Consider the following 24,547-nt stretch of genomic DNA (forward strand, 5'->3'; position numbering starts at 1 on the left):
AAAAGTCAAAACCTATTTTTTCTGCCTCTTCTCCTACATATCTTGAATCCATGCCAAGAGAGTTTAACTGCTGTGTAAATAACTCGGCACTGGCAACTTTATTTTTTAATATAGTAACATCAGAGCCTCTCGCACCCAAGGTTATCTCAAGGGCGAGATTGGCGAAGGTGACATCTCCCACTTCTAAGGCATTACCCCAGTAGTTTAACCCTTCTTCCTCCGCAGAGCGGTTAAAAGCATTCTCATAAACTAAATTAATGGCGAATAAATTATCATTTTCAGCAAAAAATAATCCTATGGTTTCCGAAGAGGATGCAAAATCATTGATAATAGTTTCATAACCAATTCTTTGCTCTTTTGGGAAATTCATCAAAGTATCACCCGTCGAAGGGGAATAATTAATATTGTGTCCATCAACCGCATTTTTCCAAAACTCTAGTCCTTGAGAATCACCGGGCCTTCCTGTCAAAGGGATATAAAGAATTTGTAGATTATCCTTACTAAAAGTTAAAAGTTGTTCTGTAGCGGGAATATTAATCGCTACGGGAATAACATCCGTGGGTAAAATATCTAGTTTGATATTCTGTGAATCAATCAAAATACTTCGGTTAACAGTGTCAATTTCAGAATCATTGGTTAAGTCACCTATAAAACTAACTTTATATTCCCCCGATGGTAGATATAAGCTATAGCCTCCCGTTGACCAATTTTCTGTTTCAAAAATTTTTCCTGTGGCTACATTTTTTGCTCGAATTGTGACATCAGCAATCCCTTCCCCAATGGTATAAAAATTATCTTGCACGATGGAATCGTCATAGATTACCCCTGTTAAAAATGCTCCTTCATTCCCTGAAAACGCAAAATTTTGGGTAGTCATCAGAGCATTATAGTCCACATTATCTTGGGTAAAAGTTCCCACTAAAGAACTAATACCTATTTCTTGAAAATTTTCGTTTAGAATATTGATACGATGCCCTGGACTAATAAATAATCCTTCATAGTTTCTAACTACCCAATCTTCTAATTTTATTTCTCCTGTTGAACCTCTCCATGAAAGATTTTCCCCACTCGATCCAGATACATTAAATTCATATCCGGCTGTGACCATTCTTTCTCGGGAACTAGTATTATTAATACCTGTATGACTGAATATATTATTTTCTAACATCCATTGACTATGATCCCTTGCAGATTGTGTTAGATCAAGATTAAAAGCTAAGGGTTGTTTCCCATGCGTATTAATCAAATTTTGCTCTAATCCTTGATTCAAATTACCATCAAGGAGGCGGTTAGCTTCCTGACTGGGATTAAGTCTTGCTCGGTTAACATATTCCAACATTAACTGATCTATATCTTTAATCAAGCTATTATTTACTTTATTTTTTTTAGACGTGATTTTATTCATCGCTATTTGTAAATTAATATTTATCAATGAGAAACTAGAGAAGTTAGCACCCCGAATCCTTTTTTTTAGCAAGGGGTCTATACCCCTTGCTAGTATCAAAAAACTAATTTAGTATAATTGATACAATGATCATCAGCCCTAGCTAATCGTTAGAGGAGCAAAAATCACATCATCAACTTGAACTCGGGTAGCAGAAGCATTACCTACAGACGATAAAAAGTCAAAACCTACTTTTTCAGCATCTTCTCCAACATATCCTGAGCTAACACCAAGAGAGTCTAACCTTTCTGTAAATAGTTCCGCACTCACAATTTTATTGCTGAGAATCGTTACATCAGAACCTACTGCTCCGAGGGTAATCTCAAGAGCTAAATTGGCAAAGTTAACATCTTCTGACTCTAGGATCTCATTCCAATAATTTAATCCTTCCTCTTCTGCAGAGCGGTTAAAAACATTATTGTAAATCAAGTTAATGAGAGATAAGTTGTCATTCTCTCCAAATAGTCTGATGGTTTCATCAGATGAAGCAAAATCATTGATTATATCTTGATAAGCAGTTCTTTTTTCTTCCGAGAAATTCATCAAACTGTCTTCACTAGAAGGAGAATAGCTAATGTTATTTTCGGCAACAGCACTTCTCCAAAACTCTTGACCATCAGAATCTGCAGGTCTTCCAGTGAGAGCAAGATACAATATTTGTATGTTATCTTCATTGAGGGTAAGAATTTGCTCACTCGGCGGAATCATAGAATCACCTTCCCCCGTATATACAATCATCGTATCTTCTTGTAGTTGATTAACCACAAAGCTATCAGAATATTCCCCGTCAAGAGTTATGGTTGTATCAGATTGCCCGTCGCCATTAGTATCAATGGATAAAGTAGCAGAACCAAAAGTAACCGTCAAATCTTCCTGGGTAAATTGAGCATTCTTAACTAAAATCACATCATTAGATTCAAAGTTAATTATGATGTCTTGATGTAACTGCTCTGGTGTTCCTAAAATCACATTAGCACTTCCGAGGGTTAAGTTATAAACGTCAGCAGCTGTGCTACCTTCAAAGGCATTATTTCCCTCATTATCTTCAAATAAAGTACCCGTATTAGGTCCTGCTGCCTGAATAATACTGTTTTCAGGAACAATTACGTTAAGAACAAACTCAGCACTGACCGACTCTTGAGCTTCGTCTATGGCTGTTACGACAACTGTTATATTATCTATATCAAGATTCTCTGGAGAGCCACTAAAAATTAAATTGACAGGATCGAATGTTAACCAAGAAGGAAGAGAACTTCCATCAACTAAAGTTGCCGTGTAGGTTAAGCTATCACCTAGTGTTAGATCCTCGTCAAAGAAAGTATTGTCAGGAATTTGAAAGTCAAAAAATTCATTAATGGGACTATCTTGAGATTCTATAGGATTGAGTAAAACGGGTGCATTGTTGGGATTTACCGTGACGGTAATTTGTTCACTAAAGAGAAGAACATTTTCGGCATTCTCTAATACAATATTAAATGTTTTCCCTTCAGACCATGTATCCAATCCCAATATTTCAACAGGAATAAATTTTTCGGTTTCTCCGGGTTGAAAAGTCAGTATTCCACCACTGGCGACATAGTCTATACCTTCAACAGCCGAGCCGTCAGCCGTACTATACTCTAGTAATATTATATCTTCGCTGGGGGATGAAATATTTATGCTTACTTCGATGGTTTGACTGCTGATAGTATCCATCCCTAGTTCCCCTGTATCACTAAGGGCGAATGCGACTTCATTCCCTGTTTCACTTAATGAGAATACTGCAGAAACTGGGAGAATAGGACTAAGGGTAAAAGAAAGAGCTTCAAAAATATTTTGACTGTTATCAATGATAAAGCTGGTAACATTATCTGTTACATTGGTAAATATATTTGTTATGCTATTCCAAGTATCTATGGTAAAATCTTTACTAGCATTCCAAGTATTATTAGTCCATGTACCTGCTGTATTCCACGCATCAACACCCCAAGAGCTGATAGCTTCCCATGTTTCAACGCTAAAATTAGTAACGGCCTCCAATGCGGCAGTTCCCCCATTAACAATGGCTGTATATGCAGAGTTAAGTATATCCGATATGGCCTGTGGAATAGGTTCGAGTGCATCGAGAAGATCAGACAAAATTTCTATACCCAATCCTAGCTCTGTGCGAAATGTTTCCGTAGTTAATCTTGATCCTAATGCAACTGATGCTCCTCTCAAAATTTCTCCGAAGAGGGCGACAGGAACTCCGATAAAGGGTGTAACAAATGTTCCAAATTGTACAGTTTGCAATAAACCACCAAAAAGAGATAGTCCCCCTCGCAACTGTAAAAAATCTGAATCAAGACCATAGTTGAAGACAGGAGAGTTTAGAAAAGAGAAAGGTTGTGGAGTCACGGTACCACCGAGAGAGTCCACTAATGTTGGATCTAAGATGGGATTTAAATGTTTCTCTAAAACTACTTTCGATATTACATCCTCAATGAAGGTTTGAAAATTTACAGAGGGAGGCATCCCGACATATTGAAGTTGTTTAAAAGCACCATTTAAATAATTTCTCCCCGCAAGACTAACCGCATCCGCAGAGGTAGTGTAATGGGTAACACCCAGAACTTGTCTATCATCGAACAGATTGCTTCCAAAAGTATTACCCTCAAAGTTAACGATGGGTGATATGCCGGGTGAATTGAAAGTTACAATTTCTCCTAAAGATAAATCTGTAGTATCGGTAATGTAAGAGCCAAACCACTGAGATAAGGCACCGCCCAAGCTATGACCTGTAATGTACGCAGGTTGATCTAATGATTCTAACCACGATACTATATCGCTACGAAACTCATGGAATTGCTCGAATCCAACACCTCTTATATCTGTATTTTGAAGCCAATCAAAAGCATCATCACTGCCTCTGATTGCTAAAATGGGAGGAGCATTGGGATCATCAGAGATTAAACCAATAGCATAAAAACCTTTAGAATCATCCCCCCAAATTCCACCATTTCCTGCTTGGGGGTCTAAGTAATACTCAATACCACTGATTACACTACCCTGATTTAGTTTTTGTTGCAGTTCGACTTTGTTGTTGCCCCAGTCTTGATAAACTAAGTCTTTTGCTAATAGTTCTAGGAACTTATGGTTTACTTTAATAGGAAGCGTTGGAGCCTCTATTACTGTCAGTGGAATTTCTCCAAAACTGCTGGTACTCGTACGGAAATTAGAAACAAACAAACCTGAATCAAGAGCGGTATCTCCAGTATCAGCGATTCCAATTCTTACAAAATAGTCATCACGTCCCGTTTCCAGAGGAATGGGTATGGATAATCTTCTTGTTATACCGTTATATTCAATGGGAAGAATATTGTTTAGGTTGTCCACAAATCTTCCATCTTCCACTGTGGTGCCAATAATACTCAGAGGTTTATTGGGATCTCCTTCTATTCGGGCGAAATTAGTCCCGTTTAGTGTGATAGCAGCTATATCTACAAATTGAGAATTAATAAACTCTGGATATTCTTCTGAACCAAATAGTACATCAAATGAAATGGAATTTACGTTGGGGTTTGTTCTAGTGAACGCAAACTCTAGAATAGCAGCATCGTTGGTTGTCCCTGCACCGCCAAAAGCATTTTGAGCTATTTGTGTTAGTTGAGCATCTCCTGGTGAATCCCAAGATATGGTGTAATTAATCTCTGTATTTTCCAGAGGTGGTGCTCCATCCCCAGAAGTCAACAAAATACCGGGTTGATTTAAACTAATGCTTTGTCCAAAATTAACAGTTTCAAAAAATGATGTTGATCGATCTTCTCCAATAAAGTTGATACTATCTAAATCGATTTCAATTCCATTAGTATTAGAAATAATTTGATCTAACAGTAAAATAGGAGAGTCAGTGGTCGAATCGTACAATCTGAATACTGAATTACCTGCAAATGTCTGGTTTTGGGTATTTTCTGGCATCGTTTTTTGTGTTTTATAACATAAATTGAATTAGAACTTTGACTAGGAGCACAATATATTCCAAATGTTATTGATGATCTATACTGTGATTAAAACGAGAGTTTTCATAAATAAAAAAATCCTCTTCTAAGAATATAGGGAAATTTTTAAGTGGGTTTTAACATTTAGAGATATATGTTTATAACCATTTTGTTCTATGTGATAATATTAATACATATACATATAGAATAAACAACTTTTTTTGATGATTTTTATTCTATGGTATACAGTAATTTATACCTAGATTTGACTACGCTAAAATCTTAAGAAAATACTTGTGATTAATTAAATGATCAAACTTTGTAGATTTGCTCTGTGGATAATGTTAACTATTAACTGTTCTTCAAGCTGATTTTGCCAGCGCACCCTAGTTAAGGTTTATAATATGTAAAGAAAAGTTAAGAGTATGATAAAAAATAATGCGAGTTGCCATCGTCGGAGCTGGATTAGCAGGATTAGCCACAGCCATTGATTTAGTTGATGCTGGTTGTGAGGTAGAAATTTTTGAATCTCGTCCTTTTGTGGGGGGGAAGGTTGGTAGTTGGGTTGACAAGGATGGTAATCACATCGAGATGGGGTTACACGTCTTTTTTGGCTGTTATTACAATCTTTTTGCTCTTATGAAAAAGGTAGGGGCGATCGATAATTTACGTTTAAAACAACACACTCACACCTTTATTAACGAAGGTGGTAGGGTAGGAGAGCTTGATTTTCGCTTTATCACAGGGGCTCCTTTTAATGGTTTAAAAGCATTTTTTACTACTTCCCAACTTTCAGCGGTGGACAAGGTAGCCAATTCTTTAGCCCTTGGCACTAGCCCCATCGTCAGGGGTTTGGTGGATTTTGAGGGGGCTATGCGAGACATTCGCAAGTTAGATAAAGTTAGTTTTGCCGATTGGTTTAGGAGCCATGGGGGTAATCAGGGTAGTTTGGATAAAATGTGGAATCCCATTGCCTATGCTTTGGGCTTTATCGATACGGAAAATATTTCGGCCCGTTGTATGTTAACTATTTTCCAATTTTTTGCGGCTAAAACCGAGGCTTCTGTATTAAGAATGTTGGAAGGTTCTCCCCATAAATATTTACATGGCCCCATTGTTAGTTACTTAGAAGAAAAAGGGGTTAAGATTCATACTCGCCGACGGGTAAGGGAAATTCAGTATGAGGAAAATGGTAAGGCTCAAGTGACGGGCTTATTGATTGCGGATGGGGAAAATGAAGAGTTGGTAACGGCGGATAGATATGTGTGTGCTTGTGATGTACCCGGGATTCAACGGTTGTTGCCTGAAGGATGGCGCAAGTGGTCTGAGTTTGACAATATCTATAAACTTGATGCTGTGCCTGTGGCTACGGTGCAGTTACGTTTTGATGGTTGGGTAACGGAGTTAAATGATCCTCAAAAACGAGCCCAATTAGAGAGGGCTGAGGGCATTGATAATTTGCTTTATACGGCGGATGCTGATTTCTCTTGTTTTTCTGATTTGGCTTTGTCTAGCCCTGCGGACTATTATCGGGAGGGTGAGGGTTCTTTGTTACAGTTGGTGTTAACCCCTGGAGATCCCTTTATTAAGGAAAGTAATGAAAAGATTGCTCACCATGTTTTGGATCAGGTTCATAAGTTATTCCCTTCTTCTAAGGAGTTAAATATGACTTGGTATAGTGTGGTGAAGTTGGCTCAGTCCCTGTACCGTGAAGCACCGGGGATGGATGTTTTTCGCCCTGCTCAAAAGACTCCCATTGATAATTTCTTCTTGGCGGGTAGCTATACTCAGCAAGATTATATTGATAGTATGGAGGGGGCTACGATTTCGGGAAGACAGGCGGCGGAGGCTGTTTTGGCTTCTAAGGGATAGTTTTGTCTGGTGATAATTATTTGGTGGGCATTGCCCACCCTACTTTTAGATTTTAAGATTATGAAGGAAAGAGATCGGTATGCGGTATTTCTGGGGATTTTTATTGTGCTAGGGGCGATCGCCCAGAGATACTCTTTGATGTTACCTCAGTTTTGGGATATTACCATCACTGCTCTGACCAGTTTTTATTTAGGTTATCTGATAAAAAAGAGCATGGCAAAATAATTCATATTGACTCCATTTTTCAGTAAATCTTAGTTTAAAATTGATACTGCTCTTGATATAAGTCCCTAGTCATGGGTTGTTCTACTTCTAAACCTTCACCGCCCAAAAGTTCTAAGGGTTCACCGTCAACACTCAGCCATACAGGGGTGCTAGGCTCTAAACTACTGGCGGTAAAAATTACCTGCCCCAAACGCCCAACCATGGAAGCACTACCGCCCCCAGTGGTAAATTCAAAGGATAAGTCCACATGAACTCCATCCTCTTTTACTTCTAGGTCTAATAATCTAGTTTCATCGGGAATGGCGCTAAAATCATCGGTGTCTGACCCTTGCAACAGCATATTAAAAGCATTGGTTAATACTTCTTGTTGGGTGGTGGCTTTTGGTAAGTCGGTGGTGCGGGGGGTGATCTCTAAATTTTCGTTTAACCAATAAAGGTTTACCCTTTGCCCTTCGGTTTGGGCTGGTTGATTGGGTTCAATGGGTTCTACTGGCTCAATAATGTTGGGATTTTCAGGAACTTGACCCGTTTGTCTGTTTATGGAATTATAGGCGATAAATGCTCCCACGGTGCCTAGGACTAAAACGACGCTACCAGTGATAATTGTATTTCTCAGGGAGGAAAAGGGGTTAGAATTTTTGTCTGCCATGATAATAAAAAATAAGTATTAAATAATTATATTGTTGAGCTAATTTTAACGATTTGGAACATGAATCAATGCACTTATTTCTATATTTTCATCTTCTATATCTAATTGCAGTAGTCGGGCAACCACCCCAAAACGTTGAAGGGCATTGAGATCTAAGCGCATATTAATATTTTGGGTAAAACCTTGTAATAGTTGTTGTGATATGGGGCGCTCGTTTAATGTTCCCGTGGGTTCAACAATTCTTAACCGTTGACCGTCGATTAGTTCTATACCAAATTCTATACTAAAATCTACTCTTACTCCGGGGGTTTGAGATCTTGCTACGGTGTTTAGTCTTACCCTTTGATTGGGAAGGATATTGATGCTAACGTCTTCTAATTCAAATCCTTCGGGGGATGAGGGGGGGATGGATGAGGATATTATATCTAAGGCTCTGGGCGATCGCACCATGGCGTTAAGATCTTCTTCTGTCAAAACGGTACGAATACCCAGATTAATATCACTCTGGACAATTTCACGCCAAGTTTGGGCATTAATTTCCCGAATACGACCAAAATCAAACTGAAGAGGGTCAGTCTCTAACTCAAACACATCTAAGCGAAAATTTTCCCTTAATTCCCAACCCCGTGTTGCCAACCTAATCCGATCAACTTTACCCTTAGTAATATTGTGGGTAGGAACATTTTCCACCCTTACCTCGATTTCCTCCACGGATTCAGAATTTTGTTTGATAGCATTGGTAAAAGCACTATCAATAATAAACCCCCCCGATGACATCAAAGTAGTAAAAATTGTAAAAGTGCTAATAAAAAATTCCATTACTTCTAATAAAAAAAATGAACTTGAACTGATTGTTTATTTTTTTGTTCCGAACCCCACCAACTATAACCAGTGGGGTTTTTGAATATTACATATAAAAATCTACAATACAATAATTACTAATAACTAATTCTTTAAAGATCAATAACCGTAATCCAATCTTGATAATTAGGATCTCTATTTTCCGTAATAGCCGTTAAAGTTTCCTTAATTTTACTTGTAATAGGTCTTTCCTTGGGTAAATGATAATTTTCTACCCTTTTAACTGGGGTAACTTTCGCCGCTGTGCCACATAAAAATAACTCATCGGCAATGAACAATTCTGTTTTATCAATTTCCCTTTGTTGGATTTCAATACCCAAATTTTCAGCAATAGTTATTACACTATCCCTAGTGATACCCTCAAGAATATCTTGATCAAAACTAGGGGTAATCAATTTACCATTTCTAACCATGAAAATATTCATCCCCGTAGCTTCGCACACCTTGCCTTGGGAGTTCATTAAAATTGCCTCATCAAAGCCAGAATCCACCGCTTCAGTCTTCGCTAAAGCCGAGGTGATGTATGCGCCACTGATTTTTCCTCTTAGGGGTAAACTGCGGTCTTCCTGACGATACCAAGAGCTAATACGGCAACTAATACCATCGGGGGATAAATAATCACCCATTTCTAAACCGTAAACAAAAAAGTTTTTTTCGATGTTGTGTAATCTAGGGGCTACTCCTAAATCTGAGGTATAAACGAAAGGACGAATATAGAAGGGATTAGCAGGAGCATTTTTACTGACAAAATCTTGGATTACATCGTAAATTTTGGTAGCAGGTAAATCATAGTGAAGATATTTGGCACTATTGCTTAATCTTTTGCAGTGACGATCTAAGCGAAATAATAGCACTTGTTTGGGATTTTGAGGGTTGATAGTACCTCTTAAACCACCGAAAGCACCTGTGCCGTAGTGTAGGGCGTGGGTAGCAATGGAAATATTAGCTTCTTTAAAGGGTACGAAGTTACCTTCAAAATAGGCGATGGGTAAAAAATCAGGCATAATTTGGATCAATAAATTTTAGTCAATCTTATAATTATATAGGTGTTTTCAACGTATTATTAAAACTCTCAACATTATTTATTGTTAGGACTTAAGGGATGGTTATTGAATGGTTAAAGTTTGAGGTTTATTCTGAGTATCATGACTTTTTTTTGGAGCAGGATAAATTAGTTTGGACTGATGCTCTTAAAAAGTATGAGGGATTTGTTGATAAGCAGGTTTGGGCAAGGGCTGAAAATGAGGATGAAATTATATTTGTGATTCGTTGGGCTTCTAGGGAGTTATGGAAGGCTATTCCTACTCAGGATTTGGCGTTGATTGATGTTGAGTTTCAAAATGCCATGGGGAATATTCCTTTTCGGATGCTGGAATCGAGGGAGTTTAGAGTTATCTAGTTTAATTTGCTTAAGGGTTTGAGTCGTAGGGAGGCTATTAGTCCAAAGGTACCTGCGATCGCACCGATGAGCAACCAAAGGGCGAAGGAATAACCTTTTGTATCGGCGACAATACCTGCTAATAAACCTATAAAACAGTGCAATAAAGCTAATAAAAAAACAGCATTGGGACTAGGATGTGTAATAAGATTTAACATTATAAAATAAATAAAATATTAATAATAATTACTAAGAAAATATAAAACTTTATTCGATACAGATTTGAACAATATTACAAAACAAAGTTATTAAGATAAATTATCAATTATCCATTAGTTTTTATCAACTTGATAACCAAATTCAGCTAATCTTAACCGTGATTGTCTCCATTTTGGCTCAACCTTAACAAATAACTCTAAATATACTTTTCCACTTAATATTTTTTGCATTTGCTGACGAGAAGCAGAACCAATTTCCTTTAACATACTACCTTTATCCCCAATTATGATACCTTTTTGGGAGTTTCTCTCGACACTAATAGCAGCATATATTTTAGTTATTTTAGGAGTTTCTACCATTTTTTCAATGGTAACTGCCACAGAATGGGGAATTTCTTCCCTTGTTAATAACAAAATTTGTTCCCGAATTAACTCTCCCATAATAAACCGCTCGGGTTGATCCGTCACTAGGTCTGGGGGATAATAATAAGGACCATTATCAAGATTACCAATTAACTTTTCTTGTAAATTTTCTAATCCAGTACCATCGGTAGCCGAAAATTTAACCTGTTGCCAATTTTCCTGACAAATTTCTTCATAACTAGCGTCAATTTCTTCCGTATCACCCTTTTGTAAATCAGCCTTATTTAAACCCAAAATTACAGGGGTAGAATTATTATGTAACAATTCGGCTATGAAGCGATCGCCTCCTCCTGCCTTTTGAGCACAATCCACCACAAATAAAACTACATCAACATTTTTAATAGCTGAGGTAGCATTTTGTACCAAAACTCGGCCCAATTCATGGTGGGGCTTATGAATACCGGGGGTATCCACAAAAATAATTTGAGCCTCATCGGTGGTTAAAATTCCCCGTAAGCGATTCCGAGTAGTCTGGGCAACGGGGGAGGTAATGGCAACTTTTTGCCCGATTAGTTGATTCATCAGAGTGGATTTACCCACATTTGGGCGCCCAATAATGGCTATAAAACCAGATTTGAAATTTTCTGGTGCAATGGGAATAATACTAGAAACAAAATCGTTAACATTCGACATAGAAAATCTTAGAAAAAGTCGTGATAATTTTCACGGTTAATATCATCCTTTAAAAGTAACATAATTTAGTTGATTGACAAATACAACCCATGGTTATCTACTACTTAACAAGGGGTTTTAATTCCTAGTTTATAATTAATTGTTAAGTTAAGCATCCGTTAATACAGTTTTTCTGGGCAAAAGAGTAAAATGGAATTATGGGATTTAAGCATCAAGGAGGGCTAGGCAATGTTAGTAATTCTCCAAAATGAACAATTATTATCTACTGAAAAAATATGTAATGGTTGTCTCATGGCAAATCATGGGGGTACTCCCCGTTGGCAAAAGGGTAAGTTGGGCTGTGGGCAGTGTTTGGGCAAGTTAGGGCAAAATCAACCCATAGTGTACCAGTGTCAGATGGGCTTTCATCTTGTTAATATCGAATAAGTGAAATCAAAAAATAAACTATTAACTTTATGACTCGCCTAGGCTCAAATGATTGGAAAGATAGACTATTTTCTTCTTTGGTATATTTAATACCCCTTTACTATGTTTTAGAATTTGGAATATTTTTATTCAGACAATTTCCTCTTTTACAATTAATAACTATTCCCTTAATCCCTCTCATTTATCTTTATCGCATCATCCCTTTTGCTCGTTTTATTATTTTTATTGTCCTATTTTCTTTTGTCATTAGAAATTCTAATTTTAGCCACTTCCTTCGATACAATGCCATGCAGGCAATTTTAATTGATATTTTATTAATTTTAGTTAATCTGATTGTTAGTATTTTGGGAGGGGGTATTGGAGGGCTATTTATGGAAACCCTCTATAATGTTATTTTCTTGGGTACTTTAGCCTCTTGTGCCTATAGTATCTATCAATCTGCTACGGGTAAATATGCCGAGTTACCCGGTATTTCTGAGGCGGCTTATTCCCAAGTACCTTTTTAGTCTGGGGTAGCCTCAATGGTGTTGGTTAATACTCCAATGCTTTCAATTTCTACACTAACGGTGTCCCCTATCTGCATGGGGGCGATGCCCTCTGGGGTGCCTGTTAAGATAACATCCCCCGGTAAAAGGGTCATGATTTGGGAGACATAGGCTACAATTTCGGCGGGAGAAAATACCATGTCTTCTAGTAGTGCAGACTGCTTTGGTTTTTCTTCTTCGTTAACAATGGTTTCTAGTTTTGCTCCTGATGTTAATTCCCTTACAATCCAAGGGCCGAGGGGGCAAAATGTATCAAATCCTTTCGCTCTTGTCCATTGTCCGTCTTTTTTCTGTAAATCTCTGGCGGTAACGTCGTTGGCGATAGTATAACCCCATATTTTTGTTTTAGCTTCTTCTAGGGTACAGTCTTTCGTGCGATCGCCTATTATAATTGCCAATTCCCCTTCAAAATCTACCCTTTGGGACTGTTTAGGATAATAAATAACTTGCTCATGGGCAATAATGGCAGAGGGGGGCTTTAAGAAAATTAAAGGCTCTTTCGGCACATCCGAACCCATCTCCGCTGCATGGGAAGCATAATTTTTACCCACCGCAACAATTTTAGAAGGAGCACAGGGTGCAAGTAAGAGATATTCATCAACCCCCAAAATTAGATCCGTTTCGCCGCCATCTAGCCATGGGGGAGCATCTAAAACCAGCACACTACGGTCAAGTTGTAGTTTCCCGTAATATGTTTGTCCTTTTTCGGTTTTCACCCTTACATAACGCTGTGCCATGATATAAATTCTAAAAGTTAGATATTAAGTTTTATTGATGATTTTTTTATAAAAAAAATAAAGTTTTTTTAAACAACCGTAAACCATTAAAACAAGAGAAAAAATTACTCCTAGGTAATGCTATAGTAAAATCACTAAGATTTCAATACATCATCTTTGATTAAAAGTAGTCCTAATCTAATTATCACCTTTTATTTGTGGTTGTGAGTTTTGCCTTTCTGCTGGGCAAGGAATATTTGAACAATATAGTATGGATTGTTACAGATTGGAAAGGTTATCTAATCGTAGGGTATTAATGGATGTAATACCAGAGGTAGAGGATTGATAAATTAATGAGAATTGAGCAAATTAAGGCGTTTTTAGCGGTTAGTGATACGGGTAGTTTTGGACAAGCGGCCAAAAAATGTGGTGTTACCCAGTCCACGGTAAGCCGTCAAGTTCAGGCCTTAGAAGCTCATTTGGGTACTTCTTTATTTCATCGTCACGCCCAGGCAAAGTTAACGGTGGGGGGAGAGCGATTGTTGCCCCATGCTAGGCGCATTTGTCAGGAGTGGGAAAAGGTTGAGGAAAAAATGAAGGAACTTTTACAGGGGGAGCAACCTGAGTTGTGCGTGGCGGCTATTCATTCGGTGTGTGCTTATTTTTTGCCCCCTATCCTACAGCAATTTTGTCGTAGTTTTCCCCAAGTACAATTAAGGGTAACAGCTTTAGGGAGCGATCGCGCCTTAAAAGTTTTACGGGATGGACTCGTAGATGTTGCGGTGGTGATGAATAATAAATATTTGACAGCCACGGGGGAAATGTTTGTACGTCCATTATACGAAGAAGTGATACAGGTATTGGTCGCAAAAGATCATCCCCTAGCTTCTTATAAAACCCTAACCATTAAAGATTTAGTCGGTTTTCCCCAAGTTATTTTTAAAGACGGCTACGGAATGCAGCGCATTGTCCAAGATTTATTTGCCAGTCACGGCTTTGAATTAAGTGTTGCCATGGAATTAAACACCCTTGATGCTTTTCGGGGGGTAATTCGTCAGGGTAATTTAATCGCTTTACTGCCCCAATCTGCTCTCCAAGAGGCTGTATTAGATCCTACCCTAGAGGTGGTCTCCATCGCCCTTGATTCAGGGCTACCCCTCACCAGAGACGTGGTTTTAGTGACGACAAGGGATAGGTTAGAGATTCCCACCATCAAAAACTTTTTTAACCTTGTTTATAGTCAAACCCAATCCCCTTCGGTGAGTAAAAATCTTTAGTTACAGAATTTCAGAAAACCTAACCACACCTAAAATTGTCGAACCCCATGGAACTATTTTTTGACGAGGATATGCCGTTGTTTATCAAAGGAAATTAAACCATCCTTTTGTAAATCTCCCAAAATACGAGTGACTGTAACCCTTGTGGTGCCAATGGCACTGGCTAGGTGTTGATGGGTAAAGCGTACGGTAATGCGTAAATAATCGTTATTTATTTCTTCCCCAATACATTCAGCCAACAAACGCAATAATGCCATCAGCTTTTCTTCCACTCTTTTTAACCCTGCGATCGCCAATAATCGCTCATTTTGCTGAACCCTAACTACCGTTTGAGCTAAAACATTCTGAGCAATGGATGGGGATTGTTCAATTTCCCGTAAACTGTACCACTGTAAATAAACATCAGACAAAGCCCTTGCCTTAAAAGAATCTAAAGTTGTTAACCACCGACCAAAAAAATGACCTTGATAAGCCCACCCCAACCAAGTTTCATCATCCTGATTATTCATTCCAACCAGTTGCACAAAACCGCTACTAATACCCCAAACACCCTGAGCTAAAAGAGGAATTTCTTCACCCTTGCTGTAAAAATGTAATCTTCTTTCACTAGATTGAATTTTAGTGGTTAAATGATGTTTAGAAGGAGAAGTAATTAACATAAGTTGTAATAGCCAATGTTTGCTAGGATACATCGAATTACCACCTATGCTAGGGTATAAAAGTTAATAGAAGGTAATGAATAGTTTAAGTTTTAACCAAGATTTGTTAACCAAAATAAGATGAAAGAAAATCAAGAAGAATCTATCATTGAAGATGCTGACCTTGAAAGGTTACACCTCAGTAGAATATACGGAAGATGGTTACTGGTGCTAATCTCATGGTTAACCCTAATGCCGTGGGGTTTATGGCAATTTAGAGAGACTTTTTCCCTTTGTCAAGAACATTGTACATGGTCGGCGGTTCGGGCGGGAATGGAATTTAATCCCCTCGGTACTTTAGCTGTTACTTTCTCTATTGGTTTTCTTACTTCTGTTTTACTTTGGCATAGCTCTTATATTATTAGGGGCGGATTATCGGATAAGGAAAAATATTATTTTGCCCAAGAGTTAAGGAAAATAAATGCTAAGGGGGATAAACATTTTTTATGGAAGTGGTTGAAAAAAAATTAAAGGTTAACGGCTAATATTTATTTAACTAATCAATTTTAATAGTTCTGATTCAGAGATAATTTTTATACCTAATTCTTGAGCCTTGGTTAGCTTTGAACCCGCTTTTTCTCCAGCTAATAAATAATCTGTTTTACTACTTATGGAACCTGTAACTTTTCCTCCATGTTTTTGCACTAAGTCTTTTGCTTCATTTCTTGTTAATTCTTTTAATGTTCCTGTAATTACGAATATTTTTCCGTTTAATGCTAGATTACTACTCTCTTTTTTAGTGTTAGAGTTTTGGTTTATAAATGTAAGGTTATGACTTTTTAATGAGTTAATTAATTGTTTATTTTGCTCTATCTCAAACCATTCCACCACGGAATTTGCGATCTCTTTGCCGATACCATTTACTGCTTCTAAATCGCTGATGGTTGTATGAGCTAATTTATCTATATCTTGAAAATTATCTGCTAAAATTTGAGCATTAACAGCCCCTACATAACGGATTCCTAAACCATATAAAACCTTGGCAAAAGGTTGTTTTTTACTCGCTTCAATGGCATCTATTAATTTTTGGGCAGATTTTTCTCCCATTCTTTCTAATTCGGCAATTTCAAAGGCTTTTAATTCATATATATCAGCGATGGATTTAATGAGTTTATGTTCCATTAATAAAGCAACTACTTTTTCTCCTAAACCCCTAATATCCATGGCACTACGGGATGCCCAATGAATTAAACTACCCCGTAAAATTGCAGGGCAGGAGTTGTTGACGCAACGGGTAACGGCTTCATTTTCTGGGCGTACTAATTCTGAGCCACATTCGGGGCAGTGGGTGGGAAATGAAAAGGGTTCAGTTTTTTCGGGGCGCAACTCAGGGATAACTCGAACTACTTCGGGAATGATTTCCCCTGCTTTACGAATAACTACGGTATCTCCTACCCTAATGTCTAATTGTTGCAAAAAGTCGTAATTATGTAAAGTGGCTCGTTGAACGGTTGTTCCGGCTAGTTGTACTGGTTTCATGATTGCCATGGGAGTCACTGCCCCAGTGCGTCCTACGTTGACCGTAATTTTCTCCACTACGGTGGGGGTTTCGTCGGCAGGATATTTAAGGGCGATCGCCCAGCGGGGAAATTTTTGAGTAAAACCGAGTTGATTTTGAAGGGTTAGGGAGTTAATTTTAATTACTACGCCATCGGTCATGTAGGCTAAATTTTGGCGATTATTTTCCCAATAATTACAATAATTTATTACCTGTTCTAAGGATTTACATACTTGATGATGGGGGTTGACTAAAAAGCAAATTTGTCGTAAAAAATCTAAGGCTTCTTTTTGAGTTTTAATAGTAATATTGTCACTATTTAAATATAAATTATAAGCAAAAAATTGTAATTTTCTTTTACTAACTATATTCGGGTCTAATTGTCTTAATGTTCCTGCGGTAGCGTTGCGAGGATTAGCAAATAAATTTTCTTGATTTTTAGCTCTTTCTTGATTAATTCTTTCAAATTCATGGAGGGGCAATAGGGCTTCTCCCCTTACTTCTAATATAGGGGGTGGATTGTCTAAATTTAACCTTAAGGGAATGGAGCGAATGGTACGTAAATTATGGGTAATGTCTTCCCCTGTAATGCCGTCTCCCCTTGTTAAACCCCTTGTTAAGAGTCCATTTTCATAGGTAAGGGCGATCGCACTGCCATCAATTTTTAACTCACAAATATAATCAAAATTAACGGAATCATTAATTTGTTTTTGCCACCGATTTTCCCACTGTTTCAACTCCTCAAAATTAAAAGCATTATCTAAACTATAAAGAGGAATATTATGCCCAATAGAATCAAACTGAGCATCCAATTTATCTCCCACCCTTTGAGTGGGGCTATCCATGGTAATTAACTGAGGATAATCTTCTTCTAGGGTTTGTAATTCCCGATAAAGTTGATCATAAATAGAGTCCTCCATAATAGGATTATCTAATACATAATAAGCATAACTAGCCTCTTGTAATTTAGCCTTTAACTGTTGAACACGGTTACTAATTTCAGTGGGAATGGAAGTCATAATAAATACAATCAACAATTAATAATTAACGATAAAAACCCCATATTATTGATGAACTAAACGAAAAAAGGGCGATCGCCCCTTGCAAAGATACAAGAAATCGCCCAAAAATTAATCGATAATGAATAGGTTAGTAAGCATCCTGAAGCTCATAAAAATCAGGAGAGATATAGTCCTTACGTAAAGGCCAACCCACCCAATCCTCATTCATCAAAATACGCTTAAGATTAGGATGACCCTCATAAATGATGCCATACATATCATAACTCTCCCTTTCCTGCCAATCAGCAGCCTTCCAAATCCAATATACAGAAGGAACTTTAGGCTCTTCACGACTCAAGAAAACCTTAATTCTTACCTCTTGGGGAGTATCAGCATTATCACTAACCTTAATTAAATGATAAAAACTAACCAACTGTTTCCCCGGCCCCAAATCATAAGCCCCCTGACACTGGAGATAATTAAAACCATAGGCATATAAAGCCGTACAAATAGGCAATAAATACTCAGGCTCAACCTCAATTAACTCAATGCCAGAATGATCTTTTTCCAAAGACTTATGATCAAAACCATTTTCTGCCAACCACTTAGAAGCTACCCTAGCCTCAACAATTTCTGCATTTTCAGTGGTTTCTACCGTTTCTTGATTTTCTTCGCTCATCTATTTCTTAAGCCTCCTCTTTTTCTTTATTGGTTTCCAAGGCAGGATTTACAGGCATACCCATGGCGGCGGCCAACTCTGCGGGGGGATTTTTCAAAGCATCATTGCGGAGATACTTACCGTCCAAAATAGGATCAACTATCTTGAGATTATGGGTTGTACTATAATAACGGTTAGTTTGTTTTTGTAAAGTCCCCCTTTCTTGGATAGACTCATTAGCCACCTTCTTCCTCAACTTGATAACCGCATCAAAAATTGCTTCAGGACGAGGAGGACAACCTGGAATATATACATCCACAGGGATTAATTTATCAACCCCACGCACAGCGGTAGTAGAGTCACTGCTAAACATACCCCCAGTAATGGTGCAAGCGCCCATGGCAATTACATACTTAGGCTCAGGCATTTCTTCATACAAACGAACTAAAGCAGGGGCCATCTTCATGGTGACAGTACCCGCAGTAATGAGTAGATCAGCCTGACGGGGGCTAGAACGAGGTACTAAACCAAATCTATCAAAATCGAAGCGAGAACCAAGAAGGGCCGCAAATTCGATAAAACAACAGGCCGTACCGTAAAGCATGGGCCATAGGCTAGACAACCTCGCCCAGTTATGTAAGTCATCCACGGTGGTTAAGATAACGTTTTCCGATAAATCTTGTGTCACCTGACTTCTGGCAATGGGGTTCAGGATTTTGTCTTTGGCGTTTTGTTCCAAAGTTGCTAAATCAGGAGTTGAATTGTTCATAATAATTTTAATTTAATAGCTGTCTTTGCTTCCATCTCAATTTTAACCGTACTCTTGAACTTCTTATGCTCATAAAGAGTATTTAAAAAAGTCTTATTCTGAGCGAATCTTTGATAATGTTGTTGATCATGAAAAAATAATTATCCATTATCAACTATCCATTATCCATTACTAAGACCATTCTAAAGCACCCTTACGCCAAGCATAGACGAGGGCAACCACTAAAATAGAGATGAAAATAAGAGCTTCTACGAAGGCGAGTAAGCCTAAGGTGTTGAATGCCACAGCCCAAGGATAGAGGAAAACGGTTTCCACATCAAATACTACAAATACAAGGGCGAACATATAATAACGGATATTAAATTGAATCCAAGCACCCCCAATGGGTTCCATACCTGATTCGTAGGTGGTGCGTCTTTCAGGGCCTCCTGTCCTAGGTCTAAGTAATTTTGAAGCAGTTAGGGCTAAAATAGGCACTAAACTACTGACAAGTAAAAATCCGAGGAAGTATTCGTAACCGTTAAGAACAAACATGAGTTAAGTTAGACTAAATTTTGCTTTAAAATAATTGTAATTAAATGTCAAGTCATATCTTGATACATTATAAAGTGTTTGTGCTAGAATCATGCGCAGTTATTTTTTATGTTATTTATGACCAATAGTTATCCATGACTGTTGTAATGCTTCTTTTGATTCAGCTTGATTAGAAACCTGTCCTTTCACCATATACATATATCACCGTGTCATCTTCTACTACTTTTAAGTTAAAAAAAACTAAACGACCTAAAATTAATGCAGCCAAAGAGTTTGTGTGGGGTGTCACTAAGGTTGCAGGGGGTACTTTCATCAGTTTAACTTTGCTGACTACTTCTGTGGTTGCGGGGGGTTTAGCAGGGTTGGCCATTAGTTTTCGTAATTTGCCTGATGTGAGGGTATTACGGAGTCATGTTCCTGCTCAAACCAGTTATGTATATGATGTGAAAGGGGTTTTATTAGCTAGTTTTCACTCGGAAGAGCATCGGCAAACGGTGGAATTGAATGAGATTTCCCCTGAGTTAAAAAGGGCTGTATTAGCTATTGAGGATAGTAATTTTTATTATCATGAGGGTATTAACCCTACCAGTGTAGCAAGGGCGATCGTGGTTAACTATCAGAGTGGTGGAGTAGTAGAAGGTGCTTCAACCCTAACCATGCAGTTAGCCAAAAATATGTTCCTTACCCATCAAAGGAGTTATGCGAGAAAACTGGCGGAGGCAATTTTAGCATTGCGTATCGAGCAGGTTTTTAGTAAGGAAGAAATCCTTGATATGTACCTTAATAATATCTATTGGGGTCATAATAATTATGGGGTACAAACCGCCGCTAAGAGTTATTTTAATAAACCCGCATCAGAGTTAAATTTGGCAGAATCAGCCATGATGGCAGGTATTATCCAAGCCCCAGAAGCCTTTAGTCCTTTTGCCAACTATGCCACGGCAAAGGCAAGACAAGCGTTAGTGCTTAATCGTATGGTTGACCTAGGCTGGATTACGGAGGAAGAAGCCCAAGCTGCCAAGGTAGAACCTTTGGGGGTAGGAAGACCCCAAGCATGGCAAAGAAGCCGACTTCCCTTTGTTACGGATGCGGTCAGGGAAGATATTATTAACCGTTTTGGTAGTGATATGTTGATTAAAGGGGGTTTAAATGTCCAGACTACCCTTGATTATAATATGCAAATTCGGGCGGAAGAAATTGTACGAAATGCTCACCGTAATTTGCGTCGCTCAGGGGTTCAGGCGGATCAAATGGCGCTAGTGGCGATCGACCCCCGTACCCATTTTGTTAAAGCGGTGGTGGGAGGTATTGACTACGAAACCAGCCAATTTAACAGAGTTTTGCACTCTCGCCGTCAACCTGGTTCTGCTTTTAAACCTTTCGTATTTTATTCTGCTTTTGCCAGTGGTAAATATACTCCTAGTAGTAGCGTGGCTAACTATTCTAATGGTTTTCGAGATGGCTCAGGAATTTATCGTCCCCAAAACTACGGTGGTGACATGGGGGGCGGTAATGTGAGCATTAATCATGCCCTAACGGTATCTCTCAATATTCCTGCGGTGGTAGTGGGGCAAGAAATAGGTCTTGATAAAGTTATCGATTTGACCCGTACTTTAGGGGTAGAAAGCCCTTTACAGCCTGTGGTATCTCTTCCCTTGGGCCCCATTGGTATTACTCCGATGGAAATGGCGAGCGCCTATGCAACTTTTGCTAACAATGGCTGGAAATCTGACACCACTATGATCTTACAAGTTACCGATAGCAATGGCAATGTTATTGTTGATAATACCCCTAAACCTAAATTAGTGTTGGATGAATGGTCAACGGCATCTCTCACCACCATATTACAGAATGTCCTACGTCCGGGAGGCACAGCCCCTGCGGCTAATATTGGCAGACCAGCGGCGGGTAAAACGGGTACGACTAGCGGAGAGCGGGATGTTTGGTTTGTGGGCTATGTACCCCAACTATCGGTGGCGGTATGGATTGGGAATGATGATTTTAATCGTACCCTAGGGCGAGGGGTTACTGGAGGGGGAACTGCAGCGCCTGTATGGCGACAATTTATGAATATGGCTTTAGAAAATGAGCCTGTGTTGCAATTTCCTGCGGCTTCTCAATTTAAACGTCCAGAAGCAAGGTAGTTAATTAATAATTGAGAATGGATAATTAATAATTATTCTCTATTGCCTACCTAAGCTAGAAAATCTTATTCTGAAGTTAAGTTAAGGTTTTCTTTTTTGTGTCGTCTGCTACAAAAAAACCCCCAATTTGGAGGTCAAAAAATTATTTAATTAACTGGCGATGTATTCTTGGATTACTTCTTTGCGCTTTCTCAACTTGGTGAGGGCTTCTCTTTCGATTTGTCTAACTCTTTCACGGGAGATGCTAAGAATGTCACCAATTTTGGAAAGGGTGAGGGGTTTTCCATCTTCTAACCCATAACGTAATCTAATTACGTCCTGTTGTTGTTGGGTTAATTCAGACATCATTTTTTTGAGGTCAAATTGAAGGCAAGAATAATCGGTGAAGTCTTCGGGAGATTGTCCTTTATCTTCTAATAATTCTCCTAATTCGGTGTCGTTATTATCCCCTACTTTGAGATCGAGGGAGAGGGGTTGACGGGCTTTGCCAAGATATTCTCTAACCTGCTCTGCACTTAATTCTAGTTCTTGTGCTAATTCAGCGATGGTGGCGGGACGACCTTTTTCTTCGGATAGTCTTCTTTGGGTTTGGCGAATTTTGTTTAATTTTTCGGTAATATGTAAGGGTAAACGGATGGCTCTGCTTTTCTCTGCGATCGCCCTTGTAATAGCCTGACGAATCCACCAATAAGCATAGGTCGAGAAACGATAACCTTTGGTGGGGTCAAACTTTTCTACACCCCTTTGCATTCCGATAGTACCTTCTTGGATCAAATCTAACAGATCTAAATTACGCTTGAGGTATTTTTTGGCGATGGAAACTACCAAACGTAAATTGGCTTCCACCATGCGACGTTTAGCTTTCTCCCCTTGGGTAATCTTAATTTGTAAATTTTTTTCAGAAATTTTGGCAGCCTTCGCCCATTCTTCTAAAGTAGGTTCTTTTTCAATTTTTTTAGCAAGGGTTTCTTTCTTTTTCTCAAGGCTGACTAGCTCTTGAATATGTTTAGCATAAATAATCTCTTCCTCTTGGGTTAATAGAGGAATTCGACCAATTTCTTTCAAATAAACACGGATTGTATCAATATTCTTGGGTAAAGGTTGCATAAGACAATAATTATCTATACTAGATTAGTTAATAAGATCTAGGGAATTAAAATTATACATAATAGTGCGTAAATCTAGGTCATTTTTTTGAGTTTTTCGCATAATAAACTCGCCTTTTACTATTACTGACCTTGTCTTTCATGGATTAGTTACGGCATAATAGTAAAGTTGACCACCTAACAATCATAGAGCATAAAGGAAAGTTTTGTAAAACTTTTTTTTGATTTTCACTACAAGTTTTGCTACATAAGGGTTACAGGTTTTTTCTTCACTTCGACTATGCAGGTTATGACCAACTTCGACCAAAAAATGATCCATGAGTGCCTTACCTTGGCAAAAAAAGCACTGGGAAAAACTTCCCCTAATCCTTTGGTGGGTGCAGTGGTGGTTAAAAATGGTCAGATTGTGGGCAGGGGCTTTCATCCTCAAGCTGGATTGCCCCATGCTGAAGTTTTTGCCCTAAAGGAAGCGGGAGAGGACGCTATGGGTGCTACTATTTACATTAATTTAGAGCCTTGTAACCATTACGGTAAAACTCCCCCTTGCACGGAGGCTATTATTCAGGCGGGAATTAGTCAAGTGGTGGTGGGTATGGTAGATCCCGATGAAAGGGTTGCAGGGGGCGGTATTAAGCGTTTGGTGTCCGCTGGAATTGATGTGAGGGTAGGGGTGGAGGAAGAGGCTTGTATTCGTCTTAATGAGGCTTTTATCCATCGGGTAATCCATAAACGCCCTTTTGGTATCTTAAAGTATGCTATGACCATGGATGGCAAAATTGCTACGGCCATGGGGGATAGTAAGTGGATTACGGGGCAAAAGTCACGGGATTATGTTCATTTTTTGCGCTCTGGTTGTGATGCGGTGGTGGTGGGGGGTAATACGGTAAGAAAAGATAATCCTCGTTTGACTACCCATGGTGTAACGCATCATAATCCTTTGCGAGTGGTGATGTCGGCTAGTTTTGATTTACCTTTTGATTGTCATTTATGGGATACGGTAACGGCATCCACGGTGGTTTTTACGGTGCCTCAAGATGTTGACTCACCCCTTAAATCCCATTTATTGTCAAGGGGGGTGGAGGTGTTGGAGTTGGACAATCTTTGTCCTGCGGTGGTGATGGATAATTTATATCATCGTGGTTTTAATAGTGTTTTTTGGGAGTGTGGCGGTAATTTGGGGGCAAGGGCGATCGCATCTGGTACCATACAAAAGGTATTGGCTTTCATCGCACCAAAAATTATTGGTGGGCAACAGGGATTTAATCCCGTGGGAGATTTGGGGGTAGCTACCATGAAAGATGCTTTATCATTGCACAATATTACCCTACAAAGATTTGATGATGATTTTTTAATAGAGGGATATATTCAATAATTGGCTGTTGCTCATTTCATCGGCTACTTACCTTCCCTAGCACTTTAATTTTCATGGTTCATTGATCTTAGGGCGCTATAATTAATTTTGCCAATAACTACATTTACAGTTAAGGGCGATCGATTTATTATAAAAAGTAATTAG

The 24,547-nt window shown here is 38.6% G+C and carries 23 protein-coding genes; 9 read left to right on the forward strand and 14 right to left on the reverse strand.

Annotated features, from left to right (window positions below; all coding sequences use genetic code 11):
* Positions 1-1,405, reverse strand: a 1,405-nt coding sequence (locus tag ACXITR_RS05245) for a CAP domain-containing protein (protein WP_457996180.1), incomplete at its 3' end; no start/stop codon positions are given.
* Positions 1,406-1,543: 138 nt separating this feature from the next.
* A complete protein-coding gene (locus ACXITR_RS05250; protein ID WP_457996181.1) occupies positions 1,544-5,380 on the reverse strand; it encodes a choice-of-anchor L domain-containing protein in 3,837 nt (1,278 codons plus the stop codon).
* Positions 5,381-5,838: 458 nt separating this feature from the next.
* Between ACXITR_RS05250 and zds the strand changes: the two genes are divergently transcribed.
* Positions 5,839-7,272 carry a 9,9'-di-cis-zeta-carotene desaturase gene (gene zds, locus ACXITR_RS05255; RefSeq protein WP_457996182.1) on the forward strand — a complete coding sequence of 478 codons (1,434 nt, stop codon included), beginning with the start codon at positions 5,839-5,841 and terminating at the stop codon, positions 7,270-7,272.
* Positions 7,273-7,332: 60 nt separating this feature from the next.
* Positions 7,333-7,497, forward strand: a complete 165-nt coding sequence (locus tag ACXITR_RS05260; RefSeq protein ID WP_457996183.1) for a hypothetical protein — start codon at positions 7,333-7,335, stop codon at positions 7,495-7,497.
* A 34-nt stretch (positions 7,498-7,531) separates the two neighbouring features.
* Here the strand turns inward: ACXITR_RS05260 and ACXITR_RS05265 are convergent, their stop codons facing one another.
* From ACXITR_RS05265 to ACXITR_RS05275, 3 genes are all read right to left on the reverse strand, one after another.
* A complete protein-coding gene (locus tag ACXITR_RS05265) occupies positions 7,532-8,146 on the reverse strand; it encodes a GerMN domain-containing protein (protein ID WP_457996184.1) in 615 nt (204 codons plus the stop codon).
* Between the two features lie 45 nt (positions 8,147-8,191).
* Positions 8,192-8,965 carry an LmeA family phospholipid-binding protein gene (locus ACXITR_RS05270; RefSeq protein ID WP_457996185.1) on the reverse strand — a complete coding sequence of 258 codons (774 nt, stop codon included), beginning with the start codon at positions 8,963-8,965 and terminating at the stop codon, positions 8,192-8,194.
* A 134-nt stretch (positions 8,966-9,099) separates the two neighbouring features.
* Positions 9,100-10,011 carry a branched-chain amino acid transaminase gene (locus ACXITR_RS05275; RefSeq protein WP_457996186.1) on the reverse strand — a complete coding sequence of 304 codons (912 nt, stop codon included), beginning with the start codon at positions 10,009-10,011 and terminating at the stop codon, positions 9,100-9,102.
* A gap of 98 nt (positions 10,012-10,109) precedes the next feature.
* Here ACXITR_RS05275 and ACXITR_RS05280 point away from each other — a divergent pair, with 98 nt between their 5' ends.
* On the forward strand, positions 10,110-10,406 hold the full coding sequence (locus ACXITR_RS05280) for a TIGR03792 family protein (protein ID WP_457996187.1): 297 nt from the start codon (positions 10,110-10,112) through the stop codon (positions 10,404-10,406).
* On the opposite strand, the gene ACXITR_RS05285 is transcribed toward ACXITR_RS05280, so the two are convergent.
* Complete coding sequence (locus ACXITR_RS05285) at positions 10,403-10,603, reverse strand: hypothetical protein (RefSeq protein WP_457996188.1); 201 nt, start codon at positions 10,601-10,603, stop codon at positions 10,403-10,405. The genes ACXITR_RS05280 and ACXITR_RS05285 overlap by 4 nt on opposite strands.
* Positions 10,604-10,717: 114 nt before the next feature.
* Positions 10,718-11,659, reverse strand: coding sequence for a GTPase Era (era, locus tag ACXITR_RS05290; protein WP_457996189.1), 942 nt, complete (start codon positions 11,657-11,659; stop codon positions 10,718-10,720).
* A 228-nt stretch (positions 11,660-11,887) separates the two neighbouring features.
* Between era and ACXITR_RS05295 the strand changes: the two genes are divergently transcribed.
* Both ACXITR_RS05295 and ACXITR_RS05300 read left to right on the forward strand, forming a co-directional pair.
* Entirely contained in the window at positions 11,888-12,085 is a 198-nt protein-coding gene (locus ACXITR_RS05295; protein ID WP_457996190.1) for a hypothetical protein, read from the forward strand.
* Positions 12,086-12,114: 29 nt separating this feature from the next.
* Complete coding sequence (locus ACXITR_RS05300) at positions 12,115-12,591, forward strand: Tic20 family protein (protein WP_457996191.1); 477 nt, start codon at positions 12,115-12,117, stop codon at positions 12,589-12,591.
* Here the strand turns inward: ACXITR_RS05300 and ACXITR_RS05305 are convergent.
* Complete coding sequence (locus ACXITR_RS05305) at positions 12,588-13,367, reverse strand: fumarylacetoacetate hydrolase family protein (protein ID WP_457996192.1); 780 nt, start codon at positions 13,365-13,367, stop codon at positions 12,588-12,590. The genes ACXITR_RS05300 and ACXITR_RS05305 overlap by 4 nt on opposite strands.
* 332 nt (positions 13,368-13,699) lie before the next feature.
* Here ACXITR_RS05305 and ACXITR_RS05310 point away from each other — a divergent pair, with 332 nt between their 5' ends.
* Positions 13,700-14,623, forward strand: coding sequence for a LysR family transcriptional regulator (locus ACXITR_RS05310; RefSeq protein ID WP_457996193.1), 924 nt, complete (start codon positions 13,700-13,702; stop codon positions 14,621-14,623).
* Positions 14,624-14,676: 53 nt separating this feature from the next.
* Here the strand turns inward: ACXITR_RS05310 and ACXITR_RS05315 are convergent, their stop codons facing one another.
* The gene (locus ACXITR_RS05315; protein WP_457996194.1) at positions 14,677-15,282 is read right to left on the reverse strand and encodes a Crp/Fnr family transcriptional regulator; all 606 of its coding nucleotides are present in this window, start codon (positions 15,280-15,282) and stop codon (positions 14,677-14,679) included.
* Positions 15,283-15,402: 120 nt separating this feature from the next.
* Here ACXITR_RS05315 and ACXITR_RS05320 point away from each other — a divergent pair, with 120 nt between their 5' ends.
* Entirely contained in the window at positions 15,403-15,792 is a 390-nt protein-coding gene (locus tag ACXITR_RS05320) for a hypothetical protein (protein ID WP_457996195.1), read from the forward strand.
* A 21-nt stretch (positions 15,793-15,813) separates the two neighbouring features.
* On the opposite strand, the gene ligA is transcribed toward ACXITR_RS05320, so the two are convergent.
* From ligA to ndhC, 4 genes are all read right to left on the reverse strand, one after another.
* Complete coding sequence (ligA, locus tag ACXITR_RS05325) at positions 15,814-17,838, reverse strand: NAD-dependent DNA ligase LigA (RefSeq protein ID WP_457996196.1); 2,025 nt, start codon at positions 17,836-17,838, stop codon at positions 15,814-15,816.
* Positions 17,839-17,968: 130 nt separating this feature from the next.
* Positions 17,969-18,499, reverse strand: coding sequence for an NAD(P)H-quinone oxidoreductase subunit J (locus ACXITR_RS05330; protein ID WP_457996197.1), 531 nt, complete (start codon positions 18,497-18,499; stop codon positions 17,969-17,971).
* A 7-nt stretch (positions 18,500-18,506) separates the two neighbouring features.
* A complete protein-coding gene (gene ndhK, locus ACXITR_RS05335; protein WP_457996198.1) occupies positions 18,507-19,247 on the reverse strand; it encodes a photosynthetic/respiratory NAD(P)H-quinone oxidoreductase subunit K in 741 nt (246 codons plus the stop codon).
* A 171-nt stretch (positions 19,248-19,418) separates the two neighbouring features.
* On the reverse strand, positions 19,419-19,781 hold the full coding sequence (gene ndhC / locus ACXITR_RS05340; RefSeq protein ID WP_015221520.1) for a photosynthetic/respiratory NAD(P)H-quinone oxidoreductase subunit C: 363 nt from the start codon (positions 19,779-19,781) through the stop codon (positions 19,419-19,421).
* A 206-nt stretch (positions 19,782-19,987) separates the two neighbouring features.
* Here ndhC and ACXITR_RS05345 point away from each other — a divergent pair, with 206 nt between their 5' ends.
* Positions 19,988-21,925: a transglycosylase domain-containing protein gene (locus tag ACXITR_RS05345; protein ID WP_457996199.1), complete on the forward strand. Its 1,938-nt coding sequence runs from the start codon at positions 19,988-19,990 to the stop codon at positions 21,923-21,925.
* 150 nt (positions 21,926-22,075) lie between these two features.
* On the opposite strand, the gene ACXITR_RS05350 is transcribed toward ACXITR_RS05345, so the two are convergent.
* The gene (locus tag ACXITR_RS05350; RefSeq protein ID WP_457996200.1) at positions 22,076-23,032 is read right to left on the reverse strand and encodes an RNA polymerase sigma factor, RpoD/SigA family; all 957 of its coding nucleotides are present in this window, start codon (positions 23,030-23,032) and stop codon (positions 22,076-22,078) included.
* 279 nt (positions 23,033-23,311) lie between these two features.
* On the opposite strand from ACXITR_RS05350, the gene ribD reads away from it, so the two are divergent.
* On the forward strand, positions 23,312-24,403 hold the full coding sequence (ribD, locus tag ACXITR_RS05355; RefSeq protein WP_457996201.1) for a bifunctional diaminohydroxyphosphoribosylaminopyrimidine deaminase/5-amino-6-(5-phosphoribosylamino)uracil reductase RibD: 1,092 nt from the start codon (positions 23,312-23,314) through the stop codon (positions 24,401-24,403).
* The last annotated feature ends 144 nt before the right edge of the window (positions 24,404-24,547 follow it).

This window comes from Cyanobacterium sp., assembly GCF_054166785.1.

Excerpts from the sequence above, each read along its gene's own strand:
- ACXITR_RS05250 (WP_457996181.1), bottom strand. The coding sequence starts at position 5,380 with ATGCCAGAAAATACCCAAAACCAGACATTTGCAGGTAATTCAGTATTC.
- zds (WP_457996182.1), top strand. The coding sequence starts at position 5,839 with ATGCGAGTTGCCATCGTCGGAGCTGGATTAGCAGGATTAGCCACAGCC.
- ACXITR_RS05260 (WP_457996183.1), top strand. The coding sequence starts at position 7,333 with ATGAAGGAAAGAGATCGGTATGCGGTATTTCTGGGGATTTTTATTGTG.
- ACXITR_RS05265 (WP_457996184.1), bottom strand. The coding sequence starts at position 8,146 with ATGGCAGACAAAAATTCTAACCCCTTTTCCTCCCTGAGAAATACAATT.
- ACXITR_RS05270 (WP_457996185.1), bottom strand. The coding sequence starts at position 8,965 with ATGGAATTTTTTATTAGCACTTTTACAATTTTTACTACTTTGATGTCA.
- ACXITR_RS05275 (WP_457996186.1), bottom strand. The coding sequence starts at position 10,011 with ATGCCTGATTTTTTACCCATCGCCTATTTTGAAGGTAACTTCGTACCC.
- ACXITR_RS05280 (WP_457996187.1), top strand. The coding sequence starts at position 10,110 with ATGGTTATTGAATGGTTAAAGTTTGAGGTTTATTCTGAGTATCATGAC.
- ACXITR_RS05285 (WP_457996188.1), bottom strand. The coding sequence starts at position 10,603 with ATGTTAAATCTTATTACACATCCTAGTCCCAATGCTGTTTTTTTATTA.
- era (WP_457996189.1), bottom strand. The coding sequence starts at position 11,659 with ATGTCGAATGTTAACGATTTTGTTTCTAGTATTATTCCCATTGCACCA.
- ACXITR_RS05295 (WP_457996190.1), top strand. The coding sequence starts at position 11,888 with ATGTTAGTAATTCTCCAAAATGAACAATTATTATCTACTGAAAAAATA.
- ACXITR_RS05300 (WP_457996191.1), top strand. The coding sequence starts at position 12,115 with ATGACTCGCCTAGGCTCAAATGATTGGAAAGATAGACTATTTTCTTCT.
- ACXITR_RS05305 (WP_457996192.1), bottom strand. The coding sequence starts at position 13,367 with ATGGCACAGCGTTATGTAAGGGTGAAAACCGAAAAAGGACAAACATAT.
- ACXITR_RS05310 (WP_457996193.1), top strand. The coding sequence starts at position 13,700 with ATGAGAATTGAGCAAATTAAGGCGTTTTTAGCGGTTAGTGATACGGGT.
- ACXITR_RS05315 (WP_457996194.1), bottom strand. The coding sequence starts at position 15,282 with ATGTTAATTACTTCTCCTTCTAAACATCATTTAACCACTAAAATTCAA.
- ACXITR_RS05320 (WP_457996195.1), top strand. The coding sequence starts at position 15,403 with ATGAAAGAAAATCAAGAAGAATCTATCATTGAAGATGCTGACCTTGAA.
- ligA (WP_457996196.1), bottom strand. The coding sequence starts at position 17,838 with ATGACTTCCATTCCCACTGAAATTAGTAACCGTGTTCAACAGTTAAAG.
- ACXITR_RS05330 (WP_457996197.1), bottom strand. The coding sequence starts at position 18,499 with ATGAGCGAAGAAAATCAAGAAACGGTAGAAACCACTGAAAATGCAGAA.
- ndhK (WP_457996198.1), bottom strand. The coding sequence starts at position 19,247 with ATGAACAATTCAACTCCTGATTTAGCAACTTTGGAACAAAACGCCAAA.
- ndhC (WP_015221520.1), bottom strand. The coding sequence starts at position 19,781 with ATGTTTGTTCTTAACGGTTACGAATACTTCCTCGGATTTTTACTTGTC.
- ACXITR_RS05350 (WP_457996200.1), bottom strand. The coding sequence starts at position 23,032 with ATGCAACCTTTACCCAAGAATATTGATACAATCCGTGTTTATTTGAAA.
- ribD (WP_457996201.1), top strand. The coding sequence starts at position 23,312 with ATGCAGGTTATGACCAACTTCGACCAAAAAATGATCCATGAGTGCCTT.